Source organism: Bradyrhizobium sp. MI1.10 (assembly GCF_055811035.1).
Map to the genome: position 1 here is coordinate 138,152 of NZ_JBVVPN010000005.1, position 12,412 is coordinate 150,563.

Here is a 12,412-nt window from a genome sequence, read left to right on the forward strand (position 1 = left end):
ATCCCCCCGGTAATGACGATGCACGAAATAAAACTCGACGGCAGCAGCTGGAAAACTGTTCAGGACTTTCGACTGGCGCTTAAGATTGCGATAGGGGCGCCGGAATGGCATGGCGACATTATGGGAGCTTTTCTAGACTCGATTTTTGGAGGCGGGATGAACGCCCTCAAACCTCCCTATGTAATCAAAGTCGTGAACACGGCCAAATTGGTGCCCGAAGTCAAGGAGATGGTCCACGACTTTTCATCTGCGATTGCGAGGACACGAGCGCGTAGGCTTGCGCGCGTTGGCGAGGATGTCGCGGTTCGGTTCGAGATCGAAAACTAGGGAAAATCTGGTCGTGCGCTCATAGCCCTGCGCCCCGTTAGCGGGTTCGCACACCCGCTTCGTCATCCCGGCCAAACCGCTCCACCAGGAAATCGATGAACAGCCGCACCTTCACCGACAGATGCCGGGTCGGCGGATAGACCGCATAGAGCGCGAGCGGCGGCGCGGAATACTCGTCCAGCACCGTTCGCAGTTCGCCCTTTCGCAAAGCATCCGCGGCGATGAACTCCGGGAGCAGCGCGAGCCCCCTGCCCTTGATCGCGACATCGCGCAGCACTTCGGCATTGTTGACGCAGAGCGACCAGGCCGGCTGGATCCAGTGATCGCCGTCGATGCCGGTGAGCTTCCACTGATTGCCCGTGAGCAGGAAGCCGTAGGTCAGCGAGGCGTGCCCGCGCAGATCCTGCGGATGTTTTGGGGTGCCGTGACGCGCGAGATAATCGGGTGAAGCGCAGATCATGCGCGCCACCGGCATGATTTTTCGCGCGATCAAGCTCGACGATTCCAATTCCGCGATGCGCAAGGTCACGTCAAAACCGTCCTGGACGGGATCGAGCAGATCGTCGCTGAGCACGAGCTGGAGCTGCAGCTCCGGATACCGCGCCATGAAATCGGCAAGCACCGGCCCGAGCCGCAGGGTGCCGAACGACATCGGCGCGTTGACGCGTAACAGGCCGCGCGGCGCCGACTGGGCTTGCGTCACGGCCTGGTCGGCCGCCTCGATCTCCGAGAGAATCACAACCGCGCGCTCGAAATAGCGCTGGCCGTTCTCGGTCGGGCTCGCATGGCGCGTGGTCCGGTTCAGGAGCTGCACGCCGAGGCTTTCTTCGAGGTCGGCGATGTATTTGCTGATCGCCGAGCGCGACAGCCGTAACTGCCGGCCCGCCTCGGCAAAACTGCCGCTTTCGACCACCTTTACGAAGGCCCGGAGGCTGGCGACCTTATCCATCGGTTGGCGCCAGCGATTGTTTCCAGATCGTAGACATTGACGTCATATTTGCATGGATTGTCTCCAATCCAAAGCGGAACGATATTTCCGGTCGGAGCAAGACCGCTCCCCGAATTCAGGAGGACGACGATGTCTGGACTGCACCATGTGACCGCGATCGCGGGCGACCCCATCAGGAACTTCGGCTTTTACACCCGTGATCTCGGCCTGCGCTTCGTCAAGAAGACGGTCAATTTCGACGATCCCGGCACCTATCATTTCTATTATGGCGACGAGACCGGCCGCCCCGGCACCATCCTGACCTTCTTTCCCTGGGCCGGCGTGCCGGCCGGGCGCCGCGGCGTCGGCGAGACGCACCAGACCGCCTTCCGCGTGCCGCAAAGCTCGCTCGGCTATTGGACGCAGCGCTTCGTCGAGAAGGGCATCGCTTACGAGGCGCTGGAGAAGCGCTTTGGCGAATCCGTGCTGCCGTTCACGGACCCCGATGGCATGGCACTCGCGCTCGTGGGCATTCCCGGTGCCGAGAGCGAGCCCGGCTGGAGCAATGGCGACGTCCCCGCCGAGCATGCGATCCGCGGCTTCCACGGCGTGACCTTGCTGCTCGACAGCGCGGCAAAGACGGCGGCCGTCCTCACCGACGTGTTCGGCTTCAAGGAGACGGCGCGCGAAGGCTCGGTGATCCGCTTCAAGGCGCCGGGCGACGTCGAAGGCAGCGTCGTCGACATCTACGAGGCCAAGGGCTTTTTGCGCGGGCACCAAGGTGGCGGCTCCGTGCATCACATCGCCTTCCGCGCGGCCGACGATGCCGAGCAGGGCAAGATGGCGCAAAGGCTCGTGAGCAATCACGGCCTGCATCCGACCGAGCAGAGGGACCGCAACTACTTCCGCTCCATCTACTTCCGCGAGCCTGGCGGCGTGCTGTTCGAGATCGCGACCGATATCCCCGGCTTCGCCGTCGACGAGCCCGTCGCGACGCTGGGACGCGACCTGAAGCTGCCGAGCTTCCTCGAAGCGCAGCGCAAGCAGATCGAGGGTGTTCTGCCCAATTTGGAAGAGAGGGTGTCGTGACCGAGAATTCATTCGTCCATCGCTTCGAGCCCGCGACCGGCGCGGGCTCCCCTCCGCTCCTGCTGCTGCACGGCACCGGTGGCGACGAGAACGATCTGCTCGGGCTTGGCAAGATGATCTCGCCCGGCTCGGCCCTGCTCTCGCCGCGCGGCCGCGTGCTGGAGCACGGCATGCCGCGCTTCTTCCTCCGTCTTGCCGAAGGCGTGTTCGACGAGGACGACGTGCGCCGCCGCGCGCACGAACTCGGCGATTTCGTCAGCGAGGCGCGGCAGCGCTACGGCATCGCCGCGCCGATCGCGGTCGGCTTCTCCAACGGCGCCAACATCGCAACCGCGCTGTTGCTGCTGGAGCCGGATGTGCTGGCAGGCGCGATCCTGCTCCGCGCCATGGTGCCGCTGTCGGATCCGCCGAAGGCCGAGCTCGGCGGCAAGCCCGTCCTGCTTCTGTCAGGGCAGGCTGATCCGATCGTTCCGGCGAACAATTCGGCGAAGCTTGCCTCGCTGTTGTCGGAAGCCGGAGCGCGGGTCGAACACAAGGTGTTGCCGGCCGGCCATCAATTGTCGCAAGCGGATGTGACGCTCGCCCGCGACTGGATCGGCACATTCGCCGTCGAAATCGCCTGATCCCGAAGAGCGGCGCACCGTTGTCGAACGGTGCGCCGCTATTTCATTCGAACCAGCCGCGCCGCTTGAACCAGATCAGCGGCAGCACGCCGCTAGCAATGATGGCGAGCCAGGCCAGCGGATAGCCGAACGTCCAGTCCAGCTCCGGCATGTGCTTGAAGTTCATGCCCCAGATGCCGACCAGGATCGTGGGCGGCACGCCCACGACTGAGACGATCGTCAGGATCTTGAACAGCTCGTTCTGCTGGATGTTGATAAAGCCGAGCACCGCATCGAGCAGAAGCTGGATCTTGTCCGACAATCGCGTCTCGTAATCGCCGAGCGAAGCGACATCCTTCGAGACGGCCTCGAGACGCTTTTTCGACGCGGGCGTGATCCACTCGCTCCCGACATCGCCGGCAAACGAGGCGACGCGGCCGACGCCAAGCAGGACATCGCGCGCCTTGGCGAGCCGATCGGCCAGCTCTCCGATGTTCTCCAGCGCCTCGCGCATCCGCCGACTGGAGCGGACCGGCCGCTTGGTGCGGACGAGCCCGCCCTTGAAGACGCCCCGCGAGAGCCTGTCGACCTTCGCGCCGAGATGCTCAAGAACATCGGCGCCGCGGTCGACCATGGCCTCGACCAGGCTGGTGAACACGCACATGCCGTTCTCCAGGCTGTCATCGGAACCGATACGCTTGCCGATGTCGTCGAAGATCGGCAACTGCGCGAAGCGCACCGTCACCAGCACGCGCGGGCCGATGACGAATCCCACCGGCGTGATCTCGGCCTCGCTGTCCTCGTTGAGCCGGACCGCCGGCGAGCTGAGATAGAGCGTGCCGTTGTCGAGGATCAGGCGGCTCGACGCTTCGATCTCGCTGAGCGAATCCTCGGACGGAACGCGTATCCCGAGCAATCGTTCGACGAACTGCTTTTCCTCAGCGGTCGCGTCCAAAAGATCAGCCCAGATGATCTCGGACGGCATCTCCGCGCCGATCTTCTGCCAGTCGTCGGATGGCCACCTGTACAGCTTGAGCAAGAATCGAACTCCGCATACCCTCGCGCCGGATCGCACGGCCTGCGGCCATCCTGCGCCGAGCTAACGCATGAGGGTTCCGAACGTTCAAAGTCGGGGGAGCATCGGGCCGGCGCAATCAAACCAAGCGGCCGCGGCCTTCTTCGATCATGCCATCATGCCAGTGTTTTGCCCGACGCGTCAACGGCATCGCCGCAAACCATTTCAATTCGCGTGACGCGCAAGCCATTGAAATGACTATCCCCGGCTACTGTGCATGGGGTTGTTTTTCAGGTTTTTGTTTGGACCGGTCTCGTGACGATCTCTTCCTTTGGGAGAGATCGTCACCGAAATCGCGCAATCGACCTGCGCGACGCTACTCCCACCTCCATGTCGAGAAATCGTTCTCGAACTGCGGGACTTCCTTCCAGACGCCTTTCAGCTTCTTGCTGACGACGGTGGGCCATTGCGGCTGGAACAAGTAGGCGGAGGCTGCGTCGGTTGCCAGCATACGCTGGGCGTCGCCGAGAAGCCTGGCACGCGCCGTGTCGTCCGGCGTTGACACGATCTGCTTGTACAATGCGTTGAAGGCCTCGTTGTTGTAGCCGAGATAGTAGTCCGGCTCGGTGACCTTGACGAGGTCGAAGGGCTCGACGTGGCTGACGATGGTGAGGTCGAAATTATGCGGGCTGTTGGGCGCGAACACCTGCGACAGCCATTGCGCCCATTCCACGTTCTCGATCTTGGCGATGATGCCGACCTTGGCAAGCTGGGCCGCGACAATCTCGCCGCCTTGCCGCGCATAGGGCGGCGGCGGCAGCTTCAGCGACAGCTCGAGCGGCGCGGTGATTCCAGCCTCGGCGAGCAGCTTCTTGGACTTTTCGGGATCGTAAGGGTTGATGCCGGTGGTGTCGACATAGCCGAGCGATCCCGGCGTGTAGAAGCTGCCGATCGGCGTGCCGAATCCTTCGACGGCCCCCTCGATGATCGCCTTGCGGTCGATCGCAGCGAGAATCGCGCGGCGAACGCGGACGTCGTCGAGCGGCTTCTTCCGATGATTGATGGCGACAATGGTCTTGGCCTTGGAGCCGCCGATCAGCACCGTGAAGCGCGGGTCGGCCTTGAACTGGGCAACGACGCGAGTCGCGATGCGCGGAAAAGCGTCTACGTCGCCCGAGAGCAGCGCCGCGGCCTGAGCCGCGGGATCGGAAATGAAACGGATCGTCACCTTGGAGAGCTTGATCGCGGATGCGTTGCGATAGTCGGCCCATTTGTTCAGGGTCATCGACGACCCCTTGGCCCAGGCGCCGAACTGGTAAGGTCCGGTCCCGACCGGCTGCGTGACATTGGTGGCAGCGCTTTTCGGCTCGACGATCGAGGCGCTTGCCTGCCCCATCAAGAACGGGAAGTTCGGCTCGGGGTTTTTCAGGGTGATCACGACCGTGTCGGCGTCGGGCGCGGCAACGGACTCGAAGCTCTGGAACAGGCTCTTGTCCTTGTTGGTGCTGGTGGCACCAGCATTGCGTTCGAACGAGAACTTCACCGCGGCGGAATCGAACGGCTCGCCATTGTGGAATTTGACGCCCTTGCGCAGCTTGAACGTATAGGTCTTCAGATCGGGCGAGGCCGTCCAGCTCTCCGCCAGCAATGGCGAGGTCGAGCCGTCTTCGTTGATCTTGGTCAGCGTCTCGTAGATGTTGTAGAGCGTGACTTCGGCGATCGCCGCTGCGGCGGCGTTGGTCGGATCGAGCCCGGGGGGCTCCAGCGTCATGCCCATGACGACGCTGTCCTTCTTGCCTTGCGCCAGTACCGGCAACGGTGCCGCAGCAAACGCAGCGGCACATGCAACGACGAATAATTTCCTGAGCATGCGTAACTCCCCGACCTTCTGTTGTCCCAACCTACGCCAATCCCGGCGCGGACGCTAACCTTCGACGGGCAATTGCGGCAACGCCATCACGGCTTCCGCCTTGTGACAGGCGGCCAGATGCGTCTCGCCCACCTTGCGTAGCTCAGGCAGAACCTCGCAGCAATGCTGATCGGCCAGCGCGCATCGCGAGACATAGGGACACCCGGTCGCGACCGCCGATTGCGAGGCGATCGCCTGGGCCCCGCGCCGGCGCCGGCCGCCGCCGGCGCGCACCCGCGGCACGGCATCCAGCAGGGCCCGTGTATAGGGATGGGCGCAGCGCTCGAACAAATCCTCCGGCCGCCCCTGCTCGACGATACGGCCGAGATACATCACCGCGACCTCGTCGCAGAGATAGTCGACGACGGCGAGATCGTGGCTGATCAGGACGTAACTGAGACCGAACTGCTCCTGGAGGTCCTGCATCAGGTTCAAGACTTGCGCCTGCACGGAGACGTCGAGCGCGGAGACCGGCTCGTCGGCGACGATCAACTTCGGCTGGGTGATCAGCGCGCGCGCGATGGCGATGCGCTGGCGCTGGCCGCCGGAGAATTCGTGCGGATATTTCTCCGTATCGGCATCGCGTAGGCCCACCTGCCGCAGCACCGCGGAGACGCGGGCACGAAGCGTCGTGCGGTCAATCCCCTCCAACACGGTGAGCGGTTCGGCGACGATACGCGCGATGGTCTGGCGTGGGTCGAGCGATCCGTAGGGATCCTGGAACACCATCTGGAAATCGCGGCGGGCGCGGCGCAATTCGTCGGCGGAGATGCGGTTGAGGTCGCGGCCGAGCAGCGCGACCTGCCCCGATGTCGGCCGCTCCAGCGCCATCACCACCCGCGCGAAGGTCGACTTGCCGGAGCCGGATTCGCCGACGATGCCGAGGCTCTTGCCGGCGTCGACCCGCACGCTGACACCGTTGAGCGCGCGCACCTGCCCCGGCGGGCGGAACACGCTTTCGCGCGGCAGCGTGTAGCGCTGCTCGATATCCTTGACGTCGAGAAGAGGCGCCGTGCTCATGCGGTCAGCGCTCCGACGCGTTCAGCCATGGACACGTCGGTCCGGATGCAGCGCACGAAATGGCCGGGTCCGACGTCCACCATCGGTGGAAGCGCGGCCCGGCACTGCTCGATCACGAGCGGACACCGATCGGCGAAGGTGCAACCGGACGGCAGATCAGCGAGCTCCGGGACCGTGCCCGATATCGTCGTCAGCCGCGTCCCCTTGCGTGCGCCGAGTTTCGGCCGGGCGCGGAACAGGCCTTGCGTGTAGGGATGTCCCATCCGGCGGAACACCTCGTCGGTCGGTCCGCTCTCGATGATCGTGCCGCCGTACATCACCATCATGCGTTGCACGTTCTCGGCGATGACGCCGAGATCGTGCGAGATCAGGATCATCGACATGCCGCGCTCCTCGACCAGATCGGCGATCAGGTCGAGGATCTGGCCCTGAATGGTGACGTCGAGCGCCGTGGTCGGCTCGTCCGCGATCAGAAGGTCCGGCTCGCAGGCGAGCGCCATCGCAATCGTGACGCGTTGACGCTGGCCGCCGGAGAACTGGTGCGGATAGGCATCGACGCGCCTCGCCGGATCGGGCAGCCCGACGCGGTCGAGCAAGGCGATCGTTTCTCGCCGCGCCTGCGATGCCGAGTATTTCTTGTGACGCCGCAGCGGCTCGGCGACCTGGTGGCCGATCGTGTGCATCGGGTTGAGCGCGGTCATCGGCTCCTGGAAGATCATGCTGATGCGATTGCCGCGCAGCCGACAATAATCCGCGTCCGACAAACCAGCGAGTTCGCCACCATCCAGCTTGATGCTGCCGGTGACGACGGCGCTGTCCGGCAGCAGCCCCATCAGCGACAACGCCGTCACCGACTTGCCGCAGCCGGATTCGCCGACGAGCCCGAGCGTCTCGCCGCGCTTCAGGGCAAAGCTGACGCCGCGCACAGCCTGGGCCGGCCCGCGGCTGGTGTTGAGGCGCACGCCCAGGTTCGCAACCTCGATCAGCGGCATGGTCGAGCGCTCACCCATCCTCATCGCTCCCGCGCCAATCGAGGGTCGAGCAGATCGCGCAGTCCGTCGCCGAGCAGATTGAGGCCGAGCACCGCGATTGCAATCGCAGCGCCCGGATAGACCGCGAGCATCGGCGACTGGAACAGCAGCGTCTGCGCGTCGTTCAGCATCCGTCCCCAAGACGGCTGCGGCGGCTGCGTGCCGAGACCGAGATAGGACAAGGCGGCTTCGGCAAGAATCGCGAGCGCAAACTGGATCGTCGCTTGCACGATCAGGATCGACAGGATGTTGGGCAGCACGTGCTCGATGGTGATGCGAAACTTGCCCTTGCCTGCCGCGCGCGCGGCCAGCACGAATTCGCGCGCCCAGATCGCGTTGGCCGAGCCGCGCGTCAGCCGGATCAGCGTCGGGATCTGGAAGATGCCGATGGCGACGATCGAGGTCACCATGCCCGGCCCCGCGACCGCGGCGAGCATGATCGCGGAGAGCACGGCCGGAAAGGCGAAGGTGAAATCGGAGAAGCGCATGATGATCTCTTCGGTCCAGCCCCGCCTGGCCGACGCGATCAGACCGAGACAGACGCCGAAGGTGAGGCCGATGCTGACCGCGATGATGCCGACCATGATGGTGGAGCGGGCGCCGGCCAGCAGCAGCGAGACGATGTCGCGGCCGAAGACGTCAGTGCCGAGCCAGTGCGCGGCCGAGGGCGGCCGGAGCTTTGCGGCGATGTCGATCTCATAGGGCGACCAAGGCGTCCACAGCAGCGACAGCAGCGCCGAGGCGAGAACCAGCAGGCTCAGCGCGCCGCCGAGCACGAAGCTGCGATGACGCAGCGCGCGGCGCCAGAAGGTCCGGGCCGGCAGAGGGCGCGCTGTGGCCGGCGCATCGACGAGGGTGGTCAGCGGCGCGCTCACAGATCGTGGACCTTGATGCGGGGATCGACGAAGGCATAGAGCACGTCGACCACGAAATTGACGATGACGACCATGGTCGCGAGCAGCATCACGCAGTTGCGCACCACGATGAGGTCGCGGTTGGCGATCGATTGGAAGATCAGGCGGCCGAGGCCCGGCAGATAGAACACGTTCTCGATCACGATGGTGCCGGCGAGCAGATTGGCGAATTGCAGGCCCATCACCGTCATCACGGGAATCATGGCATTGCGCAGCACGTGCTTCCACAGCACCTCGCGCTTGCCGAGCCCTTTTGCGCGCGCCGTGCGGACGAAATCCTCGCGCAGCACTTCCAGCACCGCCGAGCGCGTGACGCGTGCGAGGATCGCGGCCTGCACCACCGCGAGCGATACCGCCGGCAGCAGCAGCGACTTGATCCCGATCCAGATGCCGTCCTCCCAACCGGGAAAGCCGCCCGCGGACAGCCATTGCAGCCGCACCGAAAACAACAGCACCAGCAGGATCGCGAACCAGAAATTCGGCAGCGCGATGCCAACCTGCGTCAGTGACATCACGCCGACGTCGCCGAGCTTGTTGTGGTTGGCGGCGGTGTAGATGCCGGCCGACAGCGCCAGCGTCACCGTGATCAGCATGGACATCATCGCGAGCGGAATGGTCAGCACCAGCCGTTCCGCGATCAGGCTTGCGACCGGCGTGCCGTAGACATAGGAGTTGCCGAGATCGCCGACGAGCAGCCCCTTGATCCATTGCAGATAGCGAAGCGCCAGCGGCTGGTCGAGCCCGAGCTTGACGGTGAGCGCGCGGACCGCATCTGGCGAGGCGTCGGCGCCCATCAGCATCTGCGCGGCGTTGCCCGGAAGAGCATCCAGCACCAGGAAAATGATCACGGACGCGCCGACCAGCGTCGCCAGCAAGGTCAGCACACGTCGGAGGACAAATACGCTCATGCGCGCTCGGATTCAGGGCTCATCCGCAGCACGATCAACATGTCCGAGCACCGGAGGCAAGTGCTTTGCGAACAAGTCCTTTGCATGTCCCTCTCCTCAAGCCGGCCAGCGGGACAGGAGGTCATGCGAGGCTTCGAACAACGCGCTCGCGCGCAGCAAGTCGGCATCGCTGCGGAAGCGGCCCACGAGTTGCAAGCCGATCGGCAGGCCGTCGCGGCCAAAGCCGCAGGGCAGACTGATCGCGGGGTGCCCGGTCATGTTGAACGGCATGGTCCAAGGAAACCAGTGCGGCCGGACGCTGTCAAACTGCCTGCCGTCGATCTCGATGGTGCCGAACAGATCCTGATCGATCGGCAGGGCGGTGCGGGTGATGGTCGGCATCGCCAGCAAATGCCCGCGCGCAAGCAGGGATTGCACCCGGCGGAACAGCGCCGTGCGGGCGAACATCGCCTCTTGATAGGCGACGCCGCTGACGTCGGTGGCAAGCGCAAGCTGCTCGAGGAAGGCCTCGCTCAGCGCGTCCCCATGCTCGGCCGCGAGCTTTGCAAAGCGCGTCCGCCAGACCGTGTGATTGATGGCGCGCCAGATCGGCTCGATGTCGAACCCCTCGCCGGAGAATTCCTCGAGCTCGGCGCCGAGCCCTGCCAACCGATCGAGGCTCACCTTGAAGCCGGCCTCGACATCGGCAGAGACGGGGCGTCCGGGCGGCGACAGGCAGTACAGGATCTTCTGCCCACGCAGATCGCCGCGCGGCGCGGCCGTGCCGACGAAGTCGGGCACGGGAACGCCGATCGACCAGGGATCGCAAGAATCCTCGCCGGCCATCGCCTGCATCATCAGCGCGGTGTCGGCGACGGTCCGAGTCATCGGCGTGACATAGGTCTGGTTGCCGAACACGTCCAGCGCCTGGCTATGCGGGATGACGCCGTTGCTCTGCTTCAGCCCGACAACGCCGTTGCAGGCGGCGGGAATTCGCGTCGAGCCGCCGCCATCGGTCGCGATCGCCAGCGGCGCGATGCCGCTCGCCACCGCCACCGCCGCGCCGCCGCTGGAGCCGCCGGAGGAACGCTCGGCGCTCCACGCATTGCGGGTGCGGCCGAACAGCGGCGAGTCGGTCAGGCATTTGCTGCCGAATTCGGGCGTCGTGGTCTTGCCGATCAGGATGGCGCCTTCCGCGCGAAGCCGCGCAACCGCGACGGCATCCTCGTCCGGAACATTGTCCCTGTAGGGAATGGCGCCGAAACTGGTCTTCACGCCCTTGGTGTTGACAATGTCCTTGACGGTGACGGGGATGCCGTGCAGCAGGCCGAGCGGCCCGCCGGCCATCAGCTTGCGCTCTGCCTCGCGCGCGGCGGCAAGCGCCTCGTCGCCGCAGATCGTGATGAAGCAGTTCAGCTCGGGCTGGAGCGCTTCGGCGCGGGCGAGCACCGCGCGGGTGAGCTCGACGGGCGAGATCTGCTTTGTCGCGATGAGGCCGCGCAGCACGGTTGCGGACAGCAGGCAGGGATCACCGTTCATCGTCACTTCGCTCCGAACCCGGCCGCCGGTGGCCGATAGCATTGACAGCCAGGATGACAGTTTTGTTAACTCGCCGCCAATACGATTTTGAACACCAACCCATACGTTTTCGGTATGCCAATGGATCTTCGCCGGCTCCGCTATTTCGTCGCCGTCGCCGAGGCGCGCAGCGTCGGCAAGGCCGCCGAGCGGCTGCGGATGGCGCCGCCGCCGCTCTCGGTCCAGATCCGCAAGCTGGAGGCCGAGGTCGGCGCGCCGCTGTTCCGCCGCGGCACGCGCGGCATGGATTTGACCGAAGCGGGCCAGGCGCTGCTAGCGCGCGCCGGCGAGGCGCTGGCGCTGGCGGCTGACGGCATCGAGGCCGCGCGCGCGGTCGCGGCCGGCAGCCGTGGTCGGCTGTCCGTCGGCTACATGTTCGTGCTGGCGAACGCGATGCTGCCGCGTCTCATCCCCGAGCTCCGGCGATCCATTCCCGGCATCGATCTCGATTTCGCCGAGCTCAGTGCTTCGACCCGCGAGGCGCGGCTGCTCGACCGCAGCGTCACCGTCGCGCTCTGCATGCCAGCCATCAACCATCCCGAGATCCAGGTGGCCCGGATCGGCGCGCAGCCGTTCATGCTGGCGGTACCAAACCGTTCGCCGCTTGCGCGCCTGAGCGCGGTGCCGATGATACGACTACAGGGCCGTCCGCTGATCGCGCTGCCGCCGCCGGAGCGGGACCCCTCCTCCTCCGCGGTCGCAGCCCTGCTGCGGCGGCATCAGATCGTGATGCCGATTGCGAGCCGGGTGCAGACGGTGCATTCGGCGATGAGCCTGGTTCTCGCCGGTGAAGGCCTCGCCATCCTGCCGGCCTGTGCCCAGCTCGGGGCGCCGCGCGGGGTCGTGTTCCGGCCGTTGCGCGATGCAAGCGATTCCATCGACATCGCGGTCTGCTGGCGGCGCGACTCCCAGACTCCGCTGATCCATACTTTCCTGAAATGCGCCGAGAAGGCGGTCGCGCGGCTGTGAGACGTGCTTCCCCTCTCCCCTTGTGGGAGAGGGTGGCTCGCCGCAGAGCGGCGAGACAGGTGAGGGGTTTTCTCCGCACGCGACCCACTTGTTTTGTATTTGGGGGGGCGAACCCCCCAACCGCGCCGCGCCCCCCCCAAACA

At 65.3% G+C, this 12,412-nt stretch carries 12 protein-coding genes; 4 read left to right on the forward strand and 8 right to left on the reverse strand.

Translation table 11 applies throughout. From position 1 onward, the window contains the following. Nucleotides 1–12: 12 nt before the first annotated feature. Nucleotides 13–327 (forward strand): barstar family protein, encoded by a 315-nt coding sequence (locus AC0L3K_RS07635; protein ID WP_473253402.1) that lies wholly within the window; start codon nucleotides 13–15, stop codon nucleotides 325–327. Between the two features lie 37 nt (nucleotides 328–364). On the opposite strand, the gene AC0L3K_RS07640 is transcribed toward AC0L3K_RS07635, so the two are convergent. Next, complete coding sequence (locus AC0L3K_RS07640; RefSeq protein WP_007593186.1) at nucleotides 365–1,276, reverse strand: LysR family transcriptional regulator; 912 nt, start codon at nucleotides 1,274–1,276, stop codon at nucleotides 365–367. Nucleotides 1,277–1,405: 129 nt separating this feature from the next. On the opposite strand from AC0L3K_RS07640, the gene AC0L3K_RS07645 reads away from it, so the two are divergent. After that, nucleotides 1,406–2,344 carry a ring-cleaving dioxygenase gene (locus AC0L3K_RS07645; RefSeq protein WP_007593189.1) on the forward strand — a complete coding sequence of 313 codons (939 nt, stop codon included), beginning with the start codon at nucleotides 1,406–1,408 and terminating at the stop codon, nucleotides 2,342–2,344. Further along, nucleotides 2,341–2,967, forward strand: coding sequence for an alpha/beta hydrolase (locus AC0L3K_RS07650; protein WP_007593191.1), 627 nt, complete (start codon nucleotides 2,341–2,343; stop codon nucleotides 2,965–2,967). Before AC0L3K_RS07645 ends, AC0L3K_RS07650 begins: the two co-directional genes overlap by 4 nt. Nucleotides 2,968–3,010: 43 nt before the next feature. On the opposite strand, the gene AC0L3K_RS07655 is transcribed toward AC0L3K_RS07650, so the two are convergent. The 7 genes from AC0L3K_RS07655 to AC0L3K_RS07685 all read right to left on the reverse strand — a co-directional run bounded on the left by AC0L3K_RS07655 (nucleotide 3,011) and on the right by AC0L3K_RS07685 (nucleotide 11,261). Next, nucleotides 3,011–3,985, reverse strand: a complete 975-nt coding sequence (locus AC0L3K_RS07655; RefSeq protein ID WP_219680993.1) for a magnesium transporter CorA family protein — start codon at nucleotides 3,983–3,985, stop codon at nucleotides 3,011–3,013. Between the two features lie 352 nt (nucleotides 3,986–4,337). Next, nucleotides 4,338–5,831: an ABC transporter substrate-binding protein gene (locus AC0L3K_RS07660; RefSeq protein WP_473365724.1), complete on the reverse strand. Its 1,494-nt coding sequence runs from the start codon at nucleotides 5,829–5,831 to the stop codon at nucleotides 4,338–4,340. 54 nt (nucleotides 5,832–5,885) lie between these two features. Beyond that, nucleotides 5,886–6,890, reverse strand: coding sequence for an ABC transporter ATP-binding protein (locus AC0L3K_RS07665; protein ID WP_007593196.1), 1,005 nt, complete (start codon nucleotides 6,888–6,890; stop codon nucleotides 5,886–5,888). Next, nucleotides 6,887–7,900, reverse strand: a complete 1,014-nt coding sequence (locus AC0L3K_RS07670) for an ABC transporter ATP-binding protein (protein ID WP_007593199.1) — start codon at nucleotides 7,898–7,900, stop codon at nucleotides 6,887–6,889. Before AC0L3K_RS07670 ends, AC0L3K_RS07665 begins: the two co-directional genes overlap by 4 nt. 2 nt (nucleotides 7,901–7,902) lie before the next feature. Further along, nucleotides 7,903–8,796: an ABC transporter permease gene (locus AC0L3K_RS07675; RefSeq protein WP_007593200.1), complete on the reverse strand. Its 894-nt coding sequence runs from the start codon at nucleotides 8,794–8,796 to the stop codon at nucleotides 7,903–7,905. Then, the gene (locus AC0L3K_RS07680; RefSeq protein ID WP_007593201.1) at nucleotides 8,793–9,743 is read right to left on the reverse strand and encodes an ABC transporter permease; all 951 of its coding nucleotides are present in this window, start codon (nucleotides 9,741–9,743) and stop codon (nucleotides 8,793–8,795) included. The genes AC0L3K_RS07675 and AC0L3K_RS07680 overlap by 4 nt, the downstream gene beginning before the upstream one ends. Before the next feature lie 96 nt (nucleotides 9,744–9,839). After that, nucleotides 9,840–11,261 (reverse strand): amidase, encoded by a 1,422-nt coding sequence (locus tag AC0L3K_RS07685; protein ID WP_473253407.1) that lies wholly within the window; start codon nucleotides 11,259–11,261, stop codon nucleotides 9,840–9,842. Nucleotides 11,262–11,381: 120 nt separating this feature from the next. On the opposite strand from AC0L3K_RS07685, the gene AC0L3K_RS07690 reads away from it, so the two are divergent. Further along, complete coding sequence (locus AC0L3K_RS07690; RefSeq protein WP_473365725.1) at nucleotides 11,382–12,269, forward strand: LysR family transcriptional regulator; 888 nt, start codon at nucleotides 11,382–11,384, stop codon at nucleotides 12,267–12,269. The last annotated feature ends 143 nt before the right edge of the window (nucleotides 12,270–12,412 follow it).

Excerpts from the sequence above, each read along its gene's own strand:
- AC0L3K_RS07660 (WP_473365724.1), bottom strand. The coding sequence starts at position 5,831 with ATGCTCAGGAAATTATTCGTCGTTGCATGTGCCGCTGCGTTTGCTGCG.
- AC0L3K_RS07645 (WP_007593189.1), top strand. The coding sequence starts at position 1,406 with ATGTCTGGACTGCACCATGTGACCGCGATCGCGGGCGACCCCATCAGG.
- AC0L3K_RS07685 (WP_473253407.1), bottom strand. The coding sequence starts at position 11,261 with ATGAACGGTGATCCCTGCCTGCTGTCCGCAACCGTGCTGCGCGGCCTC.
- AC0L3K_RS07680 (WP_007593201.1), bottom strand. The coding sequence starts at position 9,743 with ATGAGCGTATTTGTCCTCCGACGTGTGCTGACCTTGCTGGCGACGCTG.
- AC0L3K_RS07640 (WP_007593186.1), bottom strand. The coding sequence starts at position 1,276 with ATGGATAAGGTCGCCAGCCTCCGGGCCTTCGTAAAGGTGGTCGAAAGC.
- AC0L3K_RS07665 (WP_007593196.1), bottom strand. The coding sequence starts at position 6,890 with ATGAGCACGGCGCCTCTTCTCGACGTCAAGGATATCGAGCAGCGCTAC.
- AC0L3K_RS07635 (WP_473253402.1), top strand. The coding sequence starts at position 13 with ATGACGATGCACGAAATAAAACTCGACGGCAGCAGCTGGAAAACTGTT.
- AC0L3K_RS07690 (WP_473365725.1), top strand. The coding sequence starts at position 11,382 with ATGGATCTTCGCCGGCTCCGCTATTTCGTCGCCGTCGCCGAGGCGCGC.
- AC0L3K_RS07670 (WP_007593199.1), bottom strand. The coding sequence starts at position 7,900 with ATGGGTGAGCGCTCGACCATGCCGCTGATCGAGGTTGCGAACCTGGGC.